The sequence below is a fragment of the Acinetobacter sp. BWR-L5 genome, from assembly GCF_039655985.1.
Lineage (GTDB): Bacteria > Pseudomonadota > Gammaproteobacteria > Pseudomonadales > Moraxellaceae > Acinetobacter > Acinetobacter johnsonii.
On the sequence record NZ_JAGFEV010000001.1, the window covers coordinates 51,507 to 72,191 of the forward strand.

The following is a 20,685-nucleotide window of genomic DNA, read 5'->3' on the forward strand; positions in this document are numbered from 1 at the left end:
GAAGTGAAGAAGAGTGAAAAATCAGAGCCTATGACATACCAATATCATGACGAAAGCATCGTCAAAAACCTAGATGAACATACCGTATTTGTGTTTGGTAGTAACATGGCAGGTCAACATGCGGATGGCGCTGCCCGAACTGCACTTGAGCACTTTGGCGCAATCAAAGGTGTCGGACGTGGATGGTCAGGGCAAAGTTATGCCATTCCCACCATGAACGAACACTTACAACAAATGCCGCTCTCGCAAATTCAACACTATATTGATGACTTTAAAATCTATACTAAAAATCACCCTAAAATGACTTACTTTCTAACCTCTATCGGCTGTGGTATTGCGGGTTATAAAGTTGAAGAAATTGCTCCTATGTTTAAAGGCATTTCTCATAATGTTATTTTCCCCGCATCATTTCGCCCATTTGTGGAAAGAACTCTGCCACGCCTAAGTAAAAAATTTTTGCATACTATTTTTAACGATGCTGTGATTTTCAGCACTCAAAATGATGACATGCTGATTCAGCATTTGGCCTTAACCGATAATGAAAAAAGTTTAGCCAAAATTATTCTCAACACACGCATGTATCCAACCGACAGTAATGGTCGTGATCGTGTTTTTGAAATTGAAGATATTTTACATGCGCTGTCTGGGAAAATATTTGATTTTGAGACCAACGCTGAGGGACGCATGCTTTTTGGTGGTGCCATTCTAGCGCTGTTGGAACTTTATAATATCAATGAACAAGACTTCATTGAGGTTTGGCAAGGCACACGAGAAATCGCACCACCGAAGCCTGAACATCGTGCGCGAAAAGCCTCACGTTGAAACCCATCTTTCAAACCCCAAAGCCAGCTCTATGAGTTGGCTTTTTGCATTATAGATCTATATGCAACCCGATCATTAAATGCACTACAATATCGTCTCGGCATATCTATGGGTGACTTAGGCGTTGCTGCTTTTTTCTTTTCGACTGATATAAATAGACTTACACTGCAAATCATAATTATATTTTTCAAAAACTTAAATACATTATGCGAACCAATCGACACATTGAAGCATTAAAATCTAAAAGAAATAAACATGCCATTTTTAGTATAGTGGTTGCCGTTATAATGCTAATTGCATTTTATCAACTGCCGCAGTTTCAGGAATTTGATTTTATGAATATATTTCCTGCATGCTTTATTTTTATTGTTTGCTTCAGCTTTTTCAAGAAAGCAAAGGATGAACCAACAGAAAAGAATAACGCCTTTTTAGAAATCCTCTCCTTTGTTGCACTCTATGTAATGATCAATGCTTTTGCCCTTTCTAGCCTGCTTAAATTTACCGACTACTCAGCCGTACGAATTGCAAATTATGCATCCAACCCACCACAAGCTGTGGGCCAAATTCTCTTAAATAGCTACACTGCGGGCTCTAGGCGAAATAAATCAAATTATGAAGATGTTGTGTTGAATGAACCTTCTCAGCAGCAACCACTAAGACTGGTGTGTAATTTTATGGATCGCTTTAAAAGCTGCCCACTCTTAGAAAACTTTCAACAACAAGCAGTTAGTATCCGTTATTACACAGACAACCGTCAGTTTATCTACCCAGAAGTTTTAGTGTTATCGGTCACAGCAGACAACACAACCATCAGTAGCCAAGACTTCATCCAGATCTACCAACAACAACGAAACAATTTTTTGATTTATTTATTCTTCATGGTATTGATTCCAAACCTGTTAGTAATCAATTTATTTTGGCGTGACCATCAATATCAACAATTTCAAACTTTTCGCTATCGACCTCAAAGCATTTAGCGCTTATCACTATCAGCATACACACTCTTTTCAGTTCCAAAACCATTTGAGCTTATGCACTTTCTATGCGCAATAAATATGCATTTTTTGACTAAATCCCCCATAAACTCACATAAATTTTAAAAATAACTTTTTTTATCACATTATTTTAAAAAGTTTTTTTAGCGCTTATACTGCTTTAAATTCCAACATAAAAACGAGATATAAATGCAATTATTGGACTCTCCTATTTTTGAATTATCTCCCATTGCCATGTGGTTAGAAGACTTTAGCGAAGTACAAAAACAATTCGATCTTTGGCGGAGTGAAGGTGTTGTAGATATTGCGTCGTTTCTGTTGGAAGACAAATCACGTATTTTAAGTTGTGCGCATAAAATTAAAGTCCTGCATGTCAACCCGCAAACCTTAAAACAATTTGAAGCCCAAAGTTTTGAAGACTTAACCACAAACCTTGCGCAAATTTTTAAAGCAGATATGTCAAGCACTCATTTAAATGAGCTGGTCGCACTTTGGAATGGTGAGACCTTATTTGAAAATACTGCTGTAAACTATACGCTTACAGGTCATCGCCTTGACATTCGACTGCGCGGGACAGTACTTCCCGGTCATGAACACGATCTTTCATTGGTTTTGATCACCACGGAAGACATCACGCCCTATGCCAATGCACAACGTTTAGAAGAAAAAAGTCGTTTAATTGCTGAAGCACGTTTTCAATATTCGCCTACTTCACTTTGGGTCGAGGACTTTAGCCGAGTCAAAGCACGTTTAGATCATTTACGTCGTTTAGGGATCAGTGACTTTAAAACCTTCCTTGATGTCCATAATGACTTTATTAATGAATGCCTCAGAGACATCATGGTTACAGATGTAAACCAAGCCACACTCGATTTGTTCGCTGCACGTGACAAAGACCATTTACTTAAAAATTTGCATAAAGTCTTTCAAAACGAAACCCAACAGACCTTTCGACATCAGTTGCTCGAACTATGGGATGGCAATATTCAACATAACTGCGAAGCGGTCAATTATGCACTCGATGGAAGTATTCGCCATGTGCTGTTACATTTTGCCGTGTTTCCGGGCTTCGAAGACGATTGGGGTATGGTACAACTGGCACTCACCGATATTACCGCGCGCAAAAAAGCCGAAAATTATCTTGAGTACTTGGGCAAACATGATGTCTTAACCAAACTTTATAACCGCTCTTTCTACAGCACTGAAATCAACCGACTTGAGCGCAACAACCTGCGCCCTGTGTCTTGTATTTTCCTAGACATGAATGGCTTGAAAGCCATCAATGACAATCTCGGCCATGATCAAGGCGATAGCTTATTACGCCGTATGGGGAATACCCTGAATCAGTTAATTGAAAACACGCAATACTCTGCTTCAAGGATCGGTGGTGATGAATTTGTGGTGCTATTACCTGCCGCCGATGAAGCCGCATTGAACCATTGTATTGAAAGTTTGCATGAGCTTTTAATGGTAGATAACCAATTTAATAATCATCAACCTATTAGTGTGTCGATTGGCACTGCCACCAGCCAGCCAAATGAACGGGTTGAAGATATGCTTAAACGTGCCGACACTGCGATGTATGAGCACAAAAAAACCTACTATGCAGAAAATGATCGACGGGTTACCAATTACAACCCAGCGAATGATCAATAAAAAAGCGCCCTAAACAGGGCGCTTTTTTTATCTCAATGGCGAATCAACGCTTACCCATTGAACGACGGGTGCCACGTGGTGGCATCCAAGTACGATCTGCATACTGTTCAGGTTTTGGACGAACCTGATTATGTGCAACATCGTCAGCACTTTGTTCTGCATTTGGCATTGGGAATGGGAGATTCACCAAAGGTTTTTTTGAAGTAGGCTGTTGCTTACTCATGACCATCACTCTCATCAAATTGCGCTTATTTTAAAGTTTTTTTCATAAAGATGCGAGAAACTTCCTAATTCTGTACATTTTTGAAATCATTAATTCAAAATTGAATTTTTTTTATGTTTTTTGCAGAAAATCTGTGTTTTTAAACGCCTTGCTTGAGTTTTTTAAGCTAAGATAGTGTGCTTTTTATTTTTTAAACCCTATAAGAAGGAATACTGCCGTGGACGTACGTCTCTCTGATCGTGTGAATGCCATCAAACCGTCCCCAACTCTTGCTGTTACCAACAAAGCTGCTGAATTAAAAGCGGCTGGCAAGAACGTTATTGGCTTGGGCGCAGGTGAACCTGACTTCGACACCCCACAACACATCAAAGATGCAGCAATTGCAGCGATTAACAACGGTTTCACAAAGTACACCGCTGTAGATGGTACGCCTGGCCTTAAAAAAGCGATTATTGCAAAATTCAAGCGTGACAATAACCTTGATTATGCTGCAAACCAAATTTTGGTTTCTTGTGGCGGCAAGCAGTCATTCTTTAACTTAGCATTAGCTTTGTTAAACAAAGGTGATGAAGTAATCATCCCTGCACCATTTTGGGTAAGCTACCCAGATATGGTGATTATCGCTGAAGGTGTTCCTGTTATTGTAAAATGTGGTGAAGAACAACGTTTCAAAATCACACCTGCTCAACTTGAAGCTGCGATCACAGACAAAACTCGTTTAGTGGTTTTAAACAGTCCATCAAACCCAACAGGTATGATCTACACTAAAGCTGAATTAGAAGCTTTGGCTGATGTTCTTCGTAAATACCCAGAAGTTTATATCGCTTCTGACGATATGTACGAACCAATCCGTTGGGATGACGAATTCTACAATATCGCAACAGTTGCACCAGACCTTTATGACCGCACAATCGTGTTAAACGGTGTGTCTAAAGCGTATGCAATGACTGGCTGGCGTATTGGCTATGCAGCGGGCCCTGCTAAGCTTATTGGCGCAATGAAAAAAATCCAATCGCAATCAACTTCAAACCCAACTTCTATTTCACAAGTTGCTGCTGAAGCTGCGTTGAATGGCCCTCAAGACGTTCTTGAGCCAATGATTGAAGCATTCAAACGCCGTCATGACTTAGTTGTTAGCGGTTTGAACGACATCAAGGGTATTTCTTGCTTACCTGCTGATGGTGCATTCTATGCATATGCAAACATCCGTCCATTAATTCGTGCGAAAGGCTTAAAATCTTGCACAGAATTCTCTGAATGGCTATTGGAAGAAACTGGCGTTGCCGTAGTTCCTGGTGATGCATTCGGCTTAGGCGGTTTCATGCGTATTTCTTATGCAACTGCTGATGACGTACTTGTAGATGCGCTTGCACGTATCAAGAAAGCGGCTGATTCAATCGAAGGCGTAGATGCTGCGATTGCTTCAATTGCTGCTGAAAAATAATTTAACCCTTTAAAGTTAGATTAGAGAAACCCGCGAACTTCGCGGGTTTTTTATTTTTAAACAAAATCTGAAAAATTTGCTCTTAAGCCCGTTTAAATAATTTTAGAGCCGTGTAGTACCAGCAGAATCTATTGTATCTACGTCTTTCTTGCGAGATGACGCCGAGATCACCAAGGCAATGCCTGCCAGAATAATCGTCGCAGAAATAATGATTCGGAAACTCAACGCTTCCCCAATAAACAATGCCCCACCCAGAATCGCCAAACATGGCACGGACAATTGCACGCTACTGGCCGTGACCCGATCAATTTTCTTCACTATTGCATACCAAAGTACATATGCTCCACTCGATGCCAAACCACCAGATAAGAGCGCCAACAGCATACCTTTTGGCTGGATAAAACTCTGTGTGTAAAAAAATAAATAGACCAAGACAACAAAAGGAATCGCCACTACAAAATTTGCCAAGCTACTGGCCAGTGGATTATGCATATTTTTACCTGCGATGCTATACATCGCCCAACCTATGCCTGAAAGTACCATCAATGCAGCATAGCCTAAAGGAGGTGCCGAAGCCCCTGGTAGCAATAAAATCAAAAGACCTAAAATAGCAATCGACAATCCCAAACCGCGTCGCAAATTGATTTTTTCACCATGACACAGGCCATAACTGACCATACTTAACTGCACTGTCCCAAACAGGAGTAATGCACCTACACCCGCATCGATATGCAAATAGGCCAGTGAAAAAGCCACAATATATAAGGCAAGAAAAAATCCGTTTTTTACACTCCACTCTATTTTGGCCTTATGAGTAGTGAGCATATACAGTAGAAATAACACCATTGCACCGCTACAGACCCGAAGTAAGCTAAAACTCATCGGATCAATCTGCTGCTCAGCCAACGCTAAACGACATAGCACCGAATTGGCTGCAAAGGCCAACATTGCAATGGAAATTTTAAGCAGCATGTTTGAGCGTCCTTATTCAACAGCCTGCTTTAGATATATCGAATATATCTTATTAAATCTAGAGAGTTTTTCTCATACAATTTATCAATAATCTCGATGTGCAACTCAGATGATTCAGCCTGAATATCTTATTTTTTAGCATCATCTGGTGAAAATAAAGCAATCACATCAGCTTCCGTGAGTTGCTCTGTAGAATACTTGAATTGGTAAAAATCAGGCTTATTATCAATATAAATTTCTGTTGTAAGTTTTAAATCTTTTGGCTGTTCTTCCATCGCAAACACATTGATATTGCAATAGCTGCCGTCCTGAGTTCGCCAAAAAAGTGACGTGCCACATTCGCTACAAAAACCACGCTCCCCCCAATCCGATGACTTGAATAATTTTAAATATTCTTGATTGTCAAACTTTAAACTACTGGGTTCGACATCAATACTCATGAGTACCCCGCTCGACTGCTGGCGGCACATCGAACAATGACAAGCATGCACATCATGATTTTTGAGTGCGGCTTGGAACTTAGTTTTACCGCATAAACAGGACACGTTCATTGTGAGTTCCTTCTTCATGTGAAGACTGTATAAAATTACTAAAACCTTGTTTATCTTATATATAAATAAAAAATAAAGAGTGTATAAATTTTGTGCACCACATTAAAATAATGCTCACGTTTAGGTTACTCCGTTCTATCAACACTCAAATTATCAACATGAATACGCTTACACTCTTTACATGCAATCCGTTCGCAACATCATCTCAATCCGTGATTACGATTTCGTTGATTTTGTACTGATCAATCCAATGCTCAATATTGACGAGAAGACTGAATTTTGCTTAATTATATAACAAGTTCCAAAAAGGAACTCATAGATAAATATAGGAATGAACAAGATGAATCCCAAAGAAATGACAGGACTACAACTCTTAGAAGCCATGTGTACAGGAAAAATTCCACCTGCAAGTATCAGTGAAACCATTCCCATGCAGCCTTTTGAAGTTTCTGAAGGGAAAATTAGCTTTAAAGCAAAAGCAGATCATCGTCATTTAAACCCGCTTGGTGGCGTGCATGGTGGCTTTGCAGCAACAGTACTCGACTCAGTGACGGGTTGTGCCATACATACTATGCTTGAAGCTGGTGTTGGCTATGGCACCATTGATCTGAATATTAAAATGTGCCGACCAATTCCAAGAGACAAAGAACTACTTGCCATCGGCAGCGTGATCAACATCAGTAAGAACTTAGGTATTTCTGAAGGTAAAATTGTAGATGAAGACGGTAAGCTCTATGCCCATGCCACAGCCACCTGTATGATTATTCGTCCCTAAAAACGAAAGGCACTGATAAATTTCAGTGCCTTTTTTATGCCAAATTAAACTTTACTTCAGCATGACAGATCAAATTGCGGTTTTAAACGTCTTCAGCGTCTGCAATTTTGAGGCATCAGGACGCTCAGCCCCTTTATAAATACAGTAATATTTAAATGCGCTGTCTAAACTCACGTCTAAACTTTTGCCTTCAGCAGCAGACCAGACTTTTGAACGATTATTACCTGATAAAGCACTGCCTGACAACTGATACAAATACAGATCATGTTCTCGCTGCACAGTCTTTTTAAGAGTACTGGTTGACTGTTCGGAAAGGAGCTGACAAGGACTGTTGACCAGCCAACGCTCACTAAACCAAAGTTGTAATAAATCACCCAAATACAAGTCCGTATAACCGACAGGCCAAACATCAATATAGGCTGACTCTACAGGGGTATAGTATTGTTCAGGGTTTGAAATAATAGAAAGATACTGATCTTGATAATCAGCTAGGTTTGCAAAAATATCGGAAATAGTAAGCGTATTCATTCGCTTTCTCCTGTTTAGCCATTTTAGTGCTGGCAAGTTGGTTATAAATCCACACTGTTTAAGTTTTCACTTAAACGCTCTGTTGTTAAAGTCAGACTATCAACGACTTTTCAACATTGCAAGCACTTCAATACGATTTTTTTTGAAAATGATTTTTTTGTTCAAATAAAAAGCATCCAATATAAAAATCACAGCAACATGACATTTTAGACTTGACCCACTATGAAATGTCCTTATAATCGCATGCAGATTCTCCAATAGCTCAGTCGGTAGAGCGACGGACTGTTAATCCGCAGGTCCCTGGTTCGAGCCCAGGTTGGAGAGCCAAATTCAAGAAAGCCCACACTATAAGTTGTGGGCTTTCTTCTTTTCTACACATTAAAAGTTTTACCGCTTAAGGTGTAAATCCTCCAGCTAAGTTCAACAGAAAGCCAGAACTAAACTATTCTCGAAAAATAACTTATCTTAAAAACACTAAAAAATGATTCACAAGAAAAATCATGAGCACATTTAAAACACATGTGGATGTTCGTCCAGATCACTTCCCGATCACAACAACTGAAATGAAAAAATAGAAAGGGCAAAAAGATTGGGAATACCAGCTTAGTTTTAGTGATCCTGCTTATAAAGATATTTCTACTGGATGTAATCATTATGAGTAAAATGACAGCTTATTTTTAATTTTTATTCACCCACCACAGCCAATCATTAAAAATATTTTTTAAGAAAATAGATTTTTCCACCCAATTAAGTCATGTCTCTGAGACTTTGCAAAATACTCTTTCTGATGTAACCATTTTTCATGATGTGCAATGGTGGAACGTGGAAGATATAAAAAAGTACAAGAAATCATCGTCAAAATTCTAAGCACACCTACTCAAATAACTCATTCCACTGACTCATATTTCGCGATTTTGTGGAAAGGAATTACAGCTCTCAATACATCATATCTACCCATCTCTAATTAAAAAGCCCAATCGATAAAGATTGGGCTTTTAATGAGTCAGGGTTATCTACACTGAGGATCTACAACTTCGAACAGTCTACAAACTATAGCATTCACCCGTATATTCCTAAGCCGCTTCCGCAGGCACACCACTATGGAAACGAAACACATCATCAGGTGTACTAATTAGCTCTTTTTCGACGTTACGGATATGTTCAATACGAGCTTGAATATCTTCTTTCGGATTTTTCAATTTCCCCGTTTGCGCAACCTCTAAAGCCAAAGCCAAATAATCTTCAAAATGACGTGATTCAGACTTCAGCAAGTAACGATAGTAACGACCTAATTCATCATCAACCAAGGGTGCTAACGCGTAAAAGCGCTCACATGAACGCGCTTCTACAAAGGCACCAATGATTAAAATATCAATTAAAGCCTCAGGCTCATAAGTCCGTACTTCTTTACGTAAACCACCCGCATAGCGACCTGCACTCAGATTACTCCACTCTAGCCCACGCTTTTTCATAAATTCAAGCACTTGCTCATAATGCAGCATTTCTTCACGAACCAGTTGCGCAAGCTTGACCTGTAAATCGGTAAAAAAGCTATAACGAAACATCAGGTTCATCGCTGTACCTGCAGCTTTTTTCTCACAATTCGCGTGATCTTGCATCAGCACATCAAGATTAGTCAGTGCTTCAGCCAACCAAGCTTTTGGTGTTTCACAGCCCAAGAAGTCCATGACGGGCTTCATGAGTTCATCATAATTGATATTCGACATATTCAAATCTTAAAAACTTTAAATTAACGTGCAGCTTTAATCACTGCTTTCATTTCGCGTACAGCTTGTTCCAAGCCCACAAAAATGGCATCGGCAATCAGTGAATGGCCGATGTTTAATTCGTGAATCTGTGGAATTTGCGCAATTGGGGTCACATTTTCAAGGTTGAGCCCATGACCAGCATTCACCACTAAACCTTTCGATGCTGCATATTCGGCACCTTTGACAATACGCTCAAGCTCATGTTGCTGAGCTTCAGGTGTTTCTGCATCAGCATAAGCGCCTGTATGAATTTCAATGGTTGGTGCACCACAAGCAACCGCTGCATCAATTTGTGCAAAGTCAGCATCAATAAACAAGGACACATCACAACCAATCTCAGACAAGGCTTGAGTTGCCGCTTTAACATCGTCAAAATGTCCAACCACATCCAAACCACCTTCAGTCGTCACCTCTTGGCGTTTTTCAGGAACAAAACATACATGGTGCGGTTTAATTTCTTTGGCAAATGCAATCATTTCATCTGTAACTGCAAGTTCCAAATTCATACGTGTTTTAAGCGCTGGGCGCATACGACGCACATCATCGTCCTGAATATGACGACGGTCTTCACGTAAATGCAAAGTAATCCCTTCTGCACCTGCTTGTTCGCAGATCAGTGCTGCATTGACTGGATCTGGATAAGACGTTCCACGCGCTTGTCGTAAAGTCGCCACGTGGTCAATATTTACACCAAGTAATGCAGCCATATTCATTTCCTAATTACGATTGAGTTTGAGTGTTCTGAATCCACAACTGACGACTTTTTAAGGGGCGATCGCCCAACAATGAACTGATCATTTGTCGATACAACTTAGTCAGCAATTGTAACTGTTCCAAACTAAAATCCCTACCCTTTTCATATTGGCACATGCTTAAAATTTGCTGTCCATTTAAGGTCGCTCGCGAAGCTTGTGCAGTAGGAATAAAGCCTTCATTCAACTGGAATATATAGTTGAGCGATGCTTGAATTTCAAGTTGATTGGCATCGGTCGAAAAATCTAAGGCATAGCCCAAATCTTCCAGCAGTTCGTGCTCAAACTGCCTTAGAATTTGTTTTAAAAACAGATTAGGATTTGCTTGCTGCGCCAGTTGCTGTAATTGCGTTAGCGTATGCGCATATTGAGCAAAACTTTGCCCCATTTGTACTTCGAGCGGACACAGCCTGAGCAGGATCTCATTGAGATAAAAACCTGAAAAAAAAGCATCCCCGAAGAAAAAAATCGGCTGATTGACAATTTCAAGTTTTGTAAAATTTTTGAGTTCAGATTTACCCGAAGCTTGTAAACAAATCGGCTGATATTGTGGCGGCGGGGTTTGTCTTAAAATACCATCAACTCGCCCATGCTCTTGGGTAAATAAATGCACAATATGACTACGTTCACGGTATTTTCTATGGTGAATTAAATAACCATGCAGTACTTCATTGCGCATGAGAAATTAACTAATCTTTTTTATCTTTATCATTCTGTTCGCTGTCTTCATCATCCCCATCTGGGATAACAGCACCAACCACTGCTGCGGTTCCTTTCACCACGCCTTTTGTGGTTTTATACGCAATCTTTACAGGAACAGTGACGATCTTGTGTATACAACCTTGCAAAAACAACATACAAGCCATTACTGCGAACACTTTGACCATAACACCATCCCTATAAAAATTTGTTTTCTTAAAACTTAGATATCACTATAACCTAAGCTTTTCAATGCACGCTCATCATCAGACCAGCCACCTTTCACTTTAACCCAAAGCGTCAGCATGATCTTTTGTTCAAACATTTTTTCCATATCGATACGGGCATCCATACCAATTTTTTTAAGCTTGGCGCCTTTTTCACCAATCACAATCGCTTTCTGGCCTGGACGGTCTACAAAAATCGTTGCATCAATGTATGTACACGCTGGTTTTGGACGACCTGTTTTTTCATTCACCGTTGCTTCTTCAGTCTTAAACGACTCAATTTGCACGGTTAAATCATAAGGTAGCTCTTCACCCAACTGACGCATAATCTTTTCACGGATAATTTCTGATGCCAAAAAACGCTCAGAACGATCTGTCAGTTGATCCAATGAATACATCGGTGGCTGGAAAGGTAAATATTTTTCAATAGTATCGCGCAGATGGTCTAAGTTTGCACCACGGAGTGCAGAAACAGGAACAATCTCAGCAAAATTCATTAATTTTGCACGTTCTTGAATTAACGGTAGTGCATGATTTTTATTTTCAAGTGTATCAATTTTATTGATCACAAGAATCACTGGCATCTCAGCATTTTTGAGTTTTTCCAAAACGAGCTCATCGTTTTGAGTCCACTTGTCTGCATCCAGAACAAACAATACCAAGTTGACATCACGCAATGCAGAAGACGCAGCACGGTTCATCATTTTATTGATGGCGCGTACTTCTTTTTTATGCATCCCTGGCGTATCAACAAATACCGCTTGAGATTTTTCACGTGAATCAATTCCCACAATCTTATGGCGTGTAGTTTGCGGCTTACGTGAAGTAATCGATAATTTTTGACCCAATAAATGGTTCATCAACGTAGACTTACCTACATTTGGACGACCGACAATTGCTACAAAGCCGCTACGAAAATCCGTTGGAATTTCTGTGCCTTGTTCGCTAAAAAACTGGCTAATTAAATCATTACTGTCGCTTTGCGACTCGTGATCAGCATCGATGTGATCGGAAGAATTTGACATGGCAGATTACTGCTCCAAAAGTTTTAAAATGTCCGCCGCGGCAGCTTGTTCAGCAAAACGACGGCTGGTGCCCTCACCCATTACAACAGACAATCCATCCACTTTACATTCCACTTTGAAATGCTGATTGGGTGCATCGCCTTGAATATCCACTACATCATAAACAGGGAGCGCTTTTTTTCGTGCCTGAAGATATTCTTGTAAACGAGATTTAGGATCTTTAAGTTGATCGGTTGGCTCGATATGGTCTAAATATGGCTCGTACCATTTTAACACAATCGGCTCCAACACCGTTAAATCACTACAATCCATATAGATTGCACCAATAATCGATTCAACTGTATCCGCAAGAATGGACTCGCGATGATGTCCACCTGATTTTAACTCGCCTGTACTTAAAATGAGTGACTGGCTCAGTTTTAAATCATTTGCAATTTTACCTAAAGCTTCCTGACGAACCAAGGTTGCACGCATACGCGTCAAACGGCCTTCGTTCTCAGTTGGATAAGCTTTATAGAGATAATTTGCAATAATCATCCCTAACAAAGAATCGCCTAGAAACTCTAGGCGCTCATAGTTGTATTTGTGGCTCACCGATCGGTGGGTCAGTGCAAGCTGAAGTAACTCAGGTTGTTTAAACTGATAACCGATACGGCTCGCTAAGCGGGCTTCACTTAGCTTGGACTGAGCTTTGATCAAAACTTTTCTCGAACTTTAATACTAAATCTATATTCAGCAAGAAGGGTTTTCTTACCTCATACTCCTTTTTCACCTGCAACCCTTCGGTATTGGTGACTTGCATAATTTCTTTAATCTTCACATCGCGAATACCATTCATTTCCAGACGTTTTGAAAGTTGCTTTTCAAACTCCGCGGGCTGAATATTTTTCGGGCTGCTTTGAAACACTTCCTCAATTTGGCTATTGATCATCCGATCATCAAAATAGGGAGCCCAAACTGCAATTGCCACTTTCGCCATAAATGCAAACCCCATGATTGCAAATAAAATGGCGATATAAGATGCCCCTTGTTGATTCTTGCGCATTTTTTATTTTCCGAATCGATATTAGTCAATGCTACCGTTACGGTTAAATGACGGCAACTTAAAGCCAGGTTCTTTATGCATCCAAATATAAAATGCACGACCTGTTAGGTTCTGTTCAGGAACCATTCCCCAGAAACGACTGTCAGCACTTTGATCGCGATTATCCCCCATCGCAAAGTACTCACCTTCTTTTACTTTCACTTCCCAATATAAACCATTTTCAGCAGAGTATTTACCATTTTCTACAAAGTTAATGTACGGTGCTTGGCGTGCAACATTAACACCTTCTAACTCACGCATGGTAAAGGTATGCTTGCCAATGGTTTCTTTATGATATATCGAAGTAGGCGTATCTAAACTGTCTTTTTCACGGCTAAACTCTACAGACACTTTAGCAATTTTTTGACCATTAATGGTTAATTGGCCATGATCAAAAACAATGTGATCGCCAGGAATACCAACTACACGTTTGATATAGCTGATCGTCGGTTGCGGTGGATAACGGAAGACTATCACATCGCCACGCTCAGGCTCACCCACATCAATCACTTTTTTATTCACGATCGGCAGGCGTACACCATAGTCAAACTTGTTGACCAAGATGAAGTCACCAGTTTCTAATGTCGGCACCATCGAGTCGGAAGGAATATTAAAAGGTTCATAAAAGAATGAACGTAAGCATAGAACAATCGCAAGGACTGGCCAAAAATCATAAGCCCAAGTAATGACAAAATTTTCATTTCCCTTGCCTTTTGTCGCTCGTTGTTTAAATACAAACTTATCGAGCAACCACACCAAAAAGAAAATCAGTGTGACAGGAACAAGTATCAAATTAAAATCAAAATCCATGGGCTTATATTCCTACCTTTTTATCTTTCTACTTTCAACACAGCCAAGAACGCTTCTTGTGGGATTTCTACACTTCCCACTTGCTTCATGCGTTTCTTACCTTCTTTTTGCTTCGATAGCAGTTTCTTCTTACGAGAAACGTCACCACCATAACATTTCGCCAATACGTTTTTACGCATTGCCTTTACGGTTGAACGAGCAATAATTTGCGCACCAATCGCTGCTTGAATTGCCACATCAAACATTTGACGTGGAATCAAATCTTTCATTTTTTCAACCAATGCAATACCGCGGTGACGCGCATCTTGACGGTGACAAATCATTGCCAAAGCATCGACTTTATCACCATTGATTAGAACATCGACTTTTACCAATGATGAACTTTCAAAACGTACAAAGTTATAATCTAACGATGCAAAACCACGTGAACACGACTTCAATTTATCAAAGAAGTCCATCACCACTTCCGCCATTGGAATTTCAAAGGTAATTGAAACTTGGTTCGCCATAAACTTCATGTCTTTTTGAACACCACGGCGTTCCACACACAAAGTCATGACATTCCCCAAATACTCTTGCGGTACAAGGATATGGCACTCAGCAATCGGCTCACGTAAGTCTTCGACTGTTGAACCATCTGGCATTTTAGATGGGCTATCGATATAAATCGTTTGACCATTCTTCATCACCGCTTCATAAATCACGGTCGGTGCAGATGAAATGAGGTCTAAATCATACTCACGCTCTAAACGCTCTTGCACGATTTCCATGTGTAGCATGCCTAAGAAACCACAACGGAAACCAAAACCTAAAGCATCTGAGCTTTCAGGTTCAAAGAATAACGCCGAGTCATTGATCTGAAGTTTATGCAAAGCTTCACGGAACGGTTCAAATTCACTTGAATCAATTGGGAACAAACCAGCATAAACCTGCGGCTTCACTTTTTTAAAGCCCGGTAAGGTTTTAACTTCTGGTGTACTTGCAAGGGTAATCGTATCACCGACTGGCGCACCAAAAATGTCTTTAATCCCTGCAATTACGAAACCAACTTCACCCGCTTCAAGGATGTCTGTTTCTGTGTGCTTAGGATTGAAAATACCCACAGAAGTAATGATGTGTGTTTGGCCTGTTGATTTCATCAACATCTTGTCGCCCTTACGCACACGACCTTCTTTCACGCGCACCAAAGAAACAACACCTAAGTAGTTATCAAACCAAGAGTCGATAATTAAAGCTTGTAATGGCGCATTACGATCACCAGTAGGTGCAGGAATGACATTAACAAGGGTTTCTAAAACGCTATCAATCCCAAGACCTGTTTTTGCCGAACAGGTTGGCGCTTCAGTTGCTTCAATACCAATAATGTCTTCAATTTCTTGAATCACACGTTCAGGTTCAGCCTGTGGTAAATCAATTTTATTTAGTACAGGAAGGACTTCGAGGCCTTGCTCAATTGCGGTATAACAGTTCGCAACTGACTGTGCTTCCACGCCTTGTGCTGCATCTACAACCAACAATGCACCTTCACAAGCCGCCAATGAGCGTGACACTTCATATGAAAAGTCGACGTGCCCTGGTGTATCAATAAAGTTCAATTGATACTCTTGGCCATTTGGATGGGTGTAATACAAAGTAACCGACGCAGCTTTAATGGTAATACCACGCTCACGTTCAAGTTCCATGGAGTCAAGTACTTGTGCTTGCATTTCACGATCTTGCAAACCACCACAGGTTTGAATAAAGCGGTCAGCGAGCGTTGACTTCCCGTGGTCAATGTGAGCAATAATACTGAAATTTCGTATGTTATTGATATTTACAGACTTTTTTACAACTGCCATAAACTACTCTAAAAATATGTACACAATCATGTACTCAACTGTAAAAGTACAAACGACGTGCAAAAAGAATGTTGCTAAAAACTTCGCACAGTATAAGCAGATAAGTGTTAAAAATATATATTGTGATTGAGAAAAACTATCTTACAGAACAAACTGAATACAACTCTGACCAAAAGCTAAAGCTTTGCCCTTATCCACACGTCCGCATGCAATTTTCGTTTTGATTTTACTTATATGTCATCGTAATTTTTGTGGTTGATAAATGGAACTCATTAAATATGAATGTATCAGATCTAACACCAGGTCAATGACCGTACGCTCTCGCTCAAGCAATGAAAGTTAAATCAACACAAGTCATTGATTGGGAGTTATGTGGAAAGCTAATCGAAAATGAAAAAATTAGCTTGGTGCGTTCGTACTCAAGGTGGACTGCTTTTTATGTTGGCCCACGTGCAGACATTCGAGAAGCGGAACAAGTTGGTGATACTGCAATTGAAGCTGTAGTGAAGTGCTACATTGAGAAGAAATTGGGAGCTGATTTCAATTGACATTTTGATCATTTGAAAAAGCCATTAAGAAGTAATGGCTAGATAGCTCATGTAATAATACTTTTATTAAGATCTATTTACTTATTTAACGACATTACTTCTTCTTTGAACTCTTCATGGTCTATCTGACCTGTCAGGTAGCGTTGATAAAGAACCTCGTGCTTATAGGAAATCTCCAAATTGTATTTTTTATTCATTTCTTTTTGTATATTAACAACTTGTAATCGCTTGTTCCATTCCACCCCGGAAAATTCCATGTTCTCTATTACCCCTTTCTTTTGAATACCTATATCGCAAGATTATTTCACTAAAATTTATTTTATTCAAAATACATTGATTTTCAAGAGAAATTTGAAGATGACCAATGTCTTTAGTTAGACTAATATTTAAGCATTGGTTATAAAAATTGGAAAGGATAAGTCTAAGTGCTCAAATGTCTAAGAAACTGGGAATTGAAATCTAATGTCCTACATCAAAAAAAACAGAAAATGATTTGCTTATGAATAGGCTGATATGGTGAATGAATGGGCTGGTCAATGAGGTTTATATAAGATATTCCGAATAGCTCTTAAATTAGAAATTAAGTATCCCTTGCTTAACACATATTCTTGGTGTTTGTGATTCAACAAATGGCTGATCTTGGTAAACTTGAATTTTTATAGCATTTTAGTGATAAAATTAAAGGAAGCCCACAATATCTAGTAAAGAGCAAACAATGTGGTTATTTTTTTCTATCCTGTTGATTATAGCAATTACTTTTTTTTGTTATGGTTAACTCGAACGAAAATTTCAAATTATCTGGCAAATTCAAACATTTAAAAAAAAATAAATTTCAACATGAAATTCATGATGGTGCATTTTATCAGGGATCTTTCATCGAAATCATTGGCCCTAAATTAGACAGTTCTGTAGAAAAGGTAGTAACTGCATTTTTAGTTAGAGACTTCAATAGTAAAGACCAAAAATGTGCGGTAATGGTTTTAGTTAATGATTTAAAATTAGGATACCTTTCTGATGAAGATGCGATTAAATTTATGAGACTTTTAAAGTTAAATAATTTGAAGGAGGAATCAGGTATTAATGTCCAAGCCTTAATATATGGCGATTGGGGTACAGATGATATTGATGGGAATTTTCAGATAAATCTAAACATTTCTAAGGATCTGTCTGATTCTGATATTATATGATTTTTTAAATTAAATCATAATTGAAAAACAACATATTAATTACAAACTAAATTCCAAATAACAAAATTAAAGGGGTTCCCCCCTTTAATTACAATCAAGATCTTAAGTCAGCAGATGTATTAGTTATTTTTTTGATCTTGCTGTTGTTCTTTATTATGATTGGGTTGTTTCTGGTTTGACCCATTTTTACCCTGATCTTGATCGCCTTGTTGCTGTTTCTGGGTTTGGTTTCCCTGATCACTATCAGGCTGTTTTGGTGCTTGCTGACCCTGATTCGAGCCAGGTTGGTTAGTAGTATTTGACATAATTATAATCCTTATTTGTCATTAGTATTAATGACAGATACATCATGTGCCTATAATACTAATTAAGATACACCCATAATGTATCAAAACATATTTAAACAATAAATAAAGTTAAATATTTATATTTAATATAGCCTTATAAAACACATATAATTATTTTTTAAGCACCATTAGCCAATTACAAAAAAACATACTAATAAATAAAAATAACTGTTATCAATTGAGATTAGTATTTTATTAAATTCGAGAAATCCCATGAAAATATTAACATTAATAGGTATTGGCTTGGTAGCTCACTACTGCTATAAAACCATGAAATCTAGAAAATATTAAAAATTCCAATGTCAATTTACCTGAAAGTGAAAAAAAACTTCAGGAATAAGTAGCATTATGGATTATTACTAATATTGCACAATTAAGATATTAGTTAATAAATCACTATATTTGTACCGATTAATTCAGCCCCAACATATTGAGTATATTATGAATAATGGTATTTATTTTCTCATATTTGAAAGCCAAAATAAAGATTTTGGCACTGGACTATTAATATTGAACGATCCAGTAGTTTATGGAGGTGATTCTTTTTATTCTTATCAGGGGGTAATTGAATCCAATAGAATTATTATAAATCTTTTTAAACATACTTCTAGAGCACATTCATTTTTTGGAGATCATGATAAAGTTAAACTAAATTTGATCTCTCACTCAGCATCGGGAGGATATCTACTAACAGGAAATGTTGAGAATTTACAAACAGTCCCATTAGTAGTCAAGGCTAAATTCATTGGCCAAATACCATAGTTTTTAAATCATCACACATGCAATTTGAAATCGTAATACTTATAAAAAATAGCCCTCACTTGAAGGGCTTTTACATTACTACAGTACGGCAGACACTTATTTCTTAAAGTATGCCCTACACCCTTTAATAAATGCTTCATTTATATTCATTTTAGGATCATCTTTCTCGTCATCGCACTGATCCACATTCTTCAGGTTGTTATCATGTGCGTATTGATAGCCGTAATACTCTTTTGTGCCTTCCTTAAAGCCACCAAGTTTGTCTTGTCTCATTTGATACTGGAAAAAGATGAAGGCAGCAATGCCAATGACTGCGAGTACCGCGTTGACGATCCTAAACTGTTTTGAAATCATTTTTATTCTTAGTTGGGTTGTTATTTGAGCGATGATCATAAAGAATAAACAGGGATAAGTCTATGTGCGTAAACTTCTAAAAATTGGGAAGTGAAATATAATAATAAACATGTATAGGAGTTATGAAGAGGCAACAAAAAACCATGACAGAGGGAGTGATATGTCATGGTTTCGTGATTCTATTGATGCTTGAAAACAGGAGCTTTTTAAGGGCTACAAATTTCGAAGATGGACTTTATAATTTTTACATGCAGCACAAAAATAACTCTAAAAACAATAAAAAAGTTTAAAATAGTCAAAATAGTATCAACAACATCATTGTGTATGATACTAGTTAAAATAATAGATACACATAAAACAAAAACCCAAATATATGATTTTAAAATGCAAAAAACAGCTTTCATATATTTCAAATCAAATAAAAAATTCAAATTTTCTTTGTTCATAACCATTAAATTAACTTAAAAATCTTACTACTTTCAAGGCTCTGAAAAAACATTTCAAAACTAGGGCGAATATCCTCACCTTCAAAAGTAATATATTTTAAATTTGAGTGATCTTGTAGGTCTACAATAGACTTATCAACTGTTGCTTGAATATTATATTCAGTACCAAATTGATCTTTTACGGTGACTTCTTTTTTTAACATAGATGGATCCTTAATTTAAATTATTTAGAAATTATATAACTTGATTAAATTACTTTATAATTTAACTTAAACATCTGATTTAAAGACGTATAAAAAGTTCTTCCATCTAGGTTCAAATCAACTTCTTTACCTGATTGAAGAAGTATTCGCTTACCCACTTCTATAGTTTTTAACCCATTACGAGTATTTTGTATTTTATTTAAAGGGATGAGCGACACTATAATTTCTGTACCATTTTTTGATTTTGCAATTAAATCGTTTATTTTTAACAACTTGTATCCTATTTCTGGAGGTTTTCTCGATTTGAAAAAACTTTAAAACTAACTTTCAATTTATAAAAAGCACTGTTTAGTGCTTTTTATTACTGTCAATTATTGCTTAGATAGCAACAATATTTACAGCATTTGGTCCTTTTTGACCTTGAGCTACACTAAACTCAACCATTTGGCCTTCAAACAGTGTTTTGAAACCTGAATTAGCAATTTCGCTAAAATGGGCAAAAACATCTGGACCTGATTCTTGCTGGATAAAACCGAAACCTTTAGTTTCGTTGAACCATTTTACAGTACCTTTAACAACATTCGAGTTTGACATAATAAATCCTACTGATTTTTTAATAATTGTGAGTCATTTGATTGACTGTTTATAACTTTGAAAATAATAAATTT

Annotated in this window: 26 protein-coding genes and 1 tRNA gene; 9 read left to right on the forward strand and 18 right to left on the reverse strand. The window is 38.0% G+C overall.

Annotated features, from left to right (window positions below; translation table 11 throughout):
• Window positions 1–30: 30 nt before the first annotated feature.
• The 3 genes from JZ787_RS00220 to JZ787_RS00230 all read left to right on the forward strand — a co-directional run bounded on the left by JZ787_RS00220 (window position 31) and on the right by JZ787_RS00230 (window position 3,473).
• Window positions 31–822, forward strand: a complete 792-nt coding sequence (locus tag JZ787_RS00220) for a hypothetical protein (RefSeq protein ID WP_058869426.1) — start codon at window positions 31–33, stop codon at window positions 820–822.
• A 335-nt stretch (window positions 823–1,157) separates the two neighbouring features.
• On the forward strand, window positions 1,158–1,799 hold the full coding sequence (locus tag JZ787_RS00225; protein ID WP_346311357.1) for a hypothetical protein: 642 nt from the start codon (window positions 1,158–1,160) through the stop codon (window positions 1,797–1,799).
• Between the two features lie 207 nt (window positions 1,800–2,006).
• On the forward strand, window positions 2,007–3,473 hold the full coding sequence (locus JZ787_RS00230) for a sensor domain-containing diguanylate cyclase (protein WP_346311358.1): 1,467 nt from the start codon (window positions 2,007–2,009) through the stop codon (window positions 3,471–3,473).
• A 43-nt stretch (window positions 3,474–3,516) separates the two neighbouring features.
• Here JZ787_RS00230 and JZ787_RS00235 read toward each other — a convergent pair whose 3' ends face one another.
• Complete coding sequence (locus JZ787_RS00235; RefSeq protein ID WP_004693646.1) at window positions 3,517–3,696, reverse strand: hypothetical protein; 180 nt, start codon at window positions 3,694–3,696, stop codon at window positions 3,517–3,519.
• Window positions 3,697–3,913: 217 nt separating this feature from the next.
• On the opposite strand from JZ787_RS00235, the gene JZ787_RS00240 reads away from it, so the two are divergent.
• The gene (locus tag JZ787_RS00240) at window positions 3,914–5,140 is read left to right on the forward strand and encodes a pyridoxal phosphate-dependent aminotransferase (RefSeq protein WP_346311359.1); all 1,227 of its coding nucleotides are present in this window, start codon (window positions 3,914–3,916) and stop codon (window positions 5,138–5,140) included.
• A 102-nt stretch (window positions 5,141–5,242) separates the two neighbouring features.
• On the opposite strand, the gene JZ787_RS00245 is transcribed toward JZ787_RS00240, so the two are convergent.
• The gene (locus JZ787_RS00245) at window positions 5,243–6,112 is read right to left on the reverse strand and encodes a DMT family transporter (RefSeq protein ID WP_346311360.1); all 870 of its coding nucleotides are present in this window, start codon (window positions 6,110–6,112) and stop codon (window positions 5,243–5,245) included.
• Window positions 6,113–6,240: 128 nt separating this feature from the next.
• Entirely contained in the window at window positions 6,241–6,663 is a 423-nt protein-coding gene (locus tag JZ787_RS00250) for a GFA family protein (RefSeq protein ID WP_004693653.1), read from the reverse strand.
• 340 nt (window positions 6,664–7,003) lie between these two features.
• Here JZ787_RS00250 and JZ787_RS00255 point away from each other — a divergent pair, with 340 nt between their 5' ends.
• Window positions 7,004–7,438, forward strand: a complete 435-nt coding sequence (locus JZ787_RS00255; protein WP_168159039.1) for a PaaI family thioesterase — start codon at window positions 7,004–7,006, stop codon at window positions 7,436–7,438.
• A 69-nt stretch (window positions 7,439–7,507) separates the two neighbouring features.
• On the opposite strand, the gene JZ787_RS00260 is transcribed toward JZ787_RS00255, so the two are convergent.
• On the reverse strand, window positions 7,508–7,966 hold the full coding sequence (locus JZ787_RS00260; protein ID WP_234303722.1) for a hypothetical protein: 459 nt from the start codon (window positions 7,964–7,966) through the stop codon (window positions 7,508–7,510).
• 251 nt (window positions 7,967–8,217) lie between these two features.
• Between JZ787_RS00260 and JZ787_RS00265 the strand changes: the two genes are divergently transcribed.
• A tRNA-Asn gene (locus JZ787_RS00265) sits at window positions 8,218–8,293 on the forward strand.
• A gap of 746 nt (window positions 8,294–9,039) precedes the next feature.
• Here the strand turns inward: JZ787_RS00265 and JZ787_RS00270 are convergent.
• The 9 genes from JZ787_RS00270 to lepA are packed head-to-tail and all read right to left on the reverse strand — an operon-like array spanning window position 9,040 to window position 16,170.
• A complete protein-coding gene (locus JZ787_RS00270; protein WP_279735878.1) occupies window positions 9,040–9,693 on the reverse strand; it encodes a tRNA-(ms[2]io[6]A)-hydroxylase in 654 nt (217 codons plus the stop codon).
• Window positions 9,694–9,716: 23 nt separating this feature from the next.
• Complete coding sequence (gene pdxJ / locus JZ787_RS00275) at window positions 9,717–10,442, reverse strand: pyridoxine 5'-phosphate synthase (RefSeq protein WP_004980400.1); 726 nt, start codon at window positions 10,440–10,442, stop codon at window positions 9,717–9,719.
• A 13-nt stretch (window positions 10,443–10,455) separates the two neighbouring features.
• Window positions 10,456–11,166, reverse strand: coding sequence for a DNA repair protein RecO (recO, locus tag JZ787_RS00280; protein WP_234965875.1), 711 nt, complete (start codon window positions 11,164–11,166; stop codon window positions 10,456–10,458).
• A 10-nt stretch (window positions 11,167–11,176) separates the two neighbouring features.
• A complete protein-coding gene (locus JZ787_RS00285) occupies window positions 11,177–11,374 on the reverse strand; it encodes an NF038104 family lipoprotein (protein ID WP_004693662.1) in 198 nt (65 codons plus the stop codon).
• 35 nt (window positions 11,375–11,409) lie between these two features.
• Window positions 11,410–12,438 carry a GTPase Era gene (era, locus tag JZ787_RS00290; protein ID WP_168159045.1) on the reverse strand — a complete coding sequence of 343 codons (1,029 nt, stop codon included), beginning with the start codon at window positions 12,436–12,438 and terminating at the stop codon, window positions 11,410–11,412.
• Between the two features lie 6 nt (window positions 12,439–12,444).
• Entirely contained in the window at window positions 12,445–13,137 is a 693-nt protein-coding gene (gene rnc, locus JZ787_RS00295) for a ribonuclease III (protein WP_183176185.1), read from the reverse strand.
• On the reverse strand, window positions 13,109–13,483 hold the full coding sequence (locus tag JZ787_RS00300) for a DUF4845 domain-containing protein (RefSeq protein ID WP_183176184.1): 375 nt from the start codon (window positions 13,481–13,483) through the stop codon (window positions 13,109–13,111). Before JZ787_RS00300 ends, rnc begins: the two co-directional genes overlap by 29 nt.
• 21 nt (window positions 13,484–13,504) lie before the next feature.
• A complete protein-coding gene (lepB, locus tag JZ787_RS00305; protein WP_183176183.1) occupies window positions 13,505–14,332 on the reverse strand; it encodes a signal peptidase I in 828 nt (275 codons plus the stop codon).
• 20 nt (window positions 14,333–14,352) lie between these two features.
• Window positions 14,353–16,170, reverse strand: coding sequence for a translation elongation factor 4 (gene lepA / locus JZ787_RS00310; protein ID WP_346311361.1), 1,818 nt, complete (start codon window positions 16,168–16,170; stop codon window positions 14,353–14,355).
• A gap of 332 nt (window positions 16,171–16,502) precedes the next feature.
• Between lepA and JZ787_RS00315 the strand changes: the two genes are divergently transcribed.
• Both JZ787_RS00315 and JZ787_RS00320 read left to right on the forward strand, forming a co-directional pair.
• Window positions 16,503–16,718, forward strand: coding sequence for a phage protein NinX family protein (locus tag JZ787_RS00315; RefSeq protein ID WP_346311362.1), 216 nt, complete (start codon window positions 16,503–16,505; stop codon window positions 16,716–16,718).
• 767 nt (window positions 16,719–17,485) lie between these two features.
• On the forward strand, window positions 17,486–17,905 hold the full coding sequence (locus JZ787_RS00320) for a hypothetical protein (protein WP_346311363.1): 420 nt from the start codon (window positions 17,486–17,488) through the stop codon (window positions 17,903–17,905).
• A 119-nt stretch (window positions 17,906–18,024) separates the two neighbouring features.
• Here the strand turns inward: JZ787_RS00320 and JZ787_RS00325 are convergent, their stop codons facing one another.
• Window positions 18,025–18,210 carry a hypothetical protein gene (locus tag JZ787_RS00325; RefSeq protein WP_259234275.1) on the reverse strand — a complete coding sequence of 62 codons (186 nt, stop codon included), beginning with the start codon at window positions 18,208–18,210 and terminating at the stop codon, window positions 18,025–18,027.
• 483 nt (window positions 18,211–18,693) lie between these two features.
• Between JZ787_RS00325 and JZ787_RS00330 the strand changes: the two genes are divergently transcribed.
• Window positions 18,694–19,014: a GrlR family regulatory protein gene (locus JZ787_RS00330; RefSeq protein ID WP_346311364.1), complete on the forward strand. Its 321-nt coding sequence runs from the start codon at window positions 18,694–18,696 to the stop codon at window positions 19,012–19,014.
• A gap of 96 nt (window positions 19,015–19,110) precedes the next feature.
• Here the strand turns inward: JZ787_RS00330 and JZ787_RS00335 are convergent, their stop codons facing one another.
• From JZ787_RS00335 to JZ787_RS00350, 4 genes are all read right to left on the reverse strand, one after another.
• On the reverse strand, window positions 19,111–19,407 hold the full coding sequence (locus tag JZ787_RS00335) for a hypothetical protein (protein WP_346311365.1): 297 nt from the start codon (window positions 19,405–19,407) through the stop codon (window positions 19,111–19,113).
• Window positions 19,408–19,819: 412 nt separating this feature from the next.
• On the reverse strand, window positions 19,820–20,017 hold the full coding sequence (locus JZ787_RS00340; RefSeq protein ID WP_119062840.1) for a hypothetical protein: 198 nt from the start codon (window positions 20,015–20,017) through the stop codon (window positions 19,820–19,822).
• A gap of 44 nt (window positions 20,018–20,061) precedes the next feature.
• Window positions 20,062–20,289, reverse strand: coding sequence for a hypothetical protein (locus JZ787_RS00345; protein WP_004693379.1), 228 nt, complete (start codon window positions 20,287–20,289; stop codon window positions 20,062–20,064).
• Between the two features lie 106 nt (window positions 20,290–20,395).
• Window positions 20,396–20,611: a cold-shock protein gene (locus tag JZ787_RS00350; protein WP_004693381.1), complete on the reverse strand. Its 216-nt coding sequence runs from the start codon at window positions 20,609–20,611 to the stop codon at window positions 20,396–20,398.
• Window positions 20,612–20,685 lie beyond the last annotated feature (74 nt).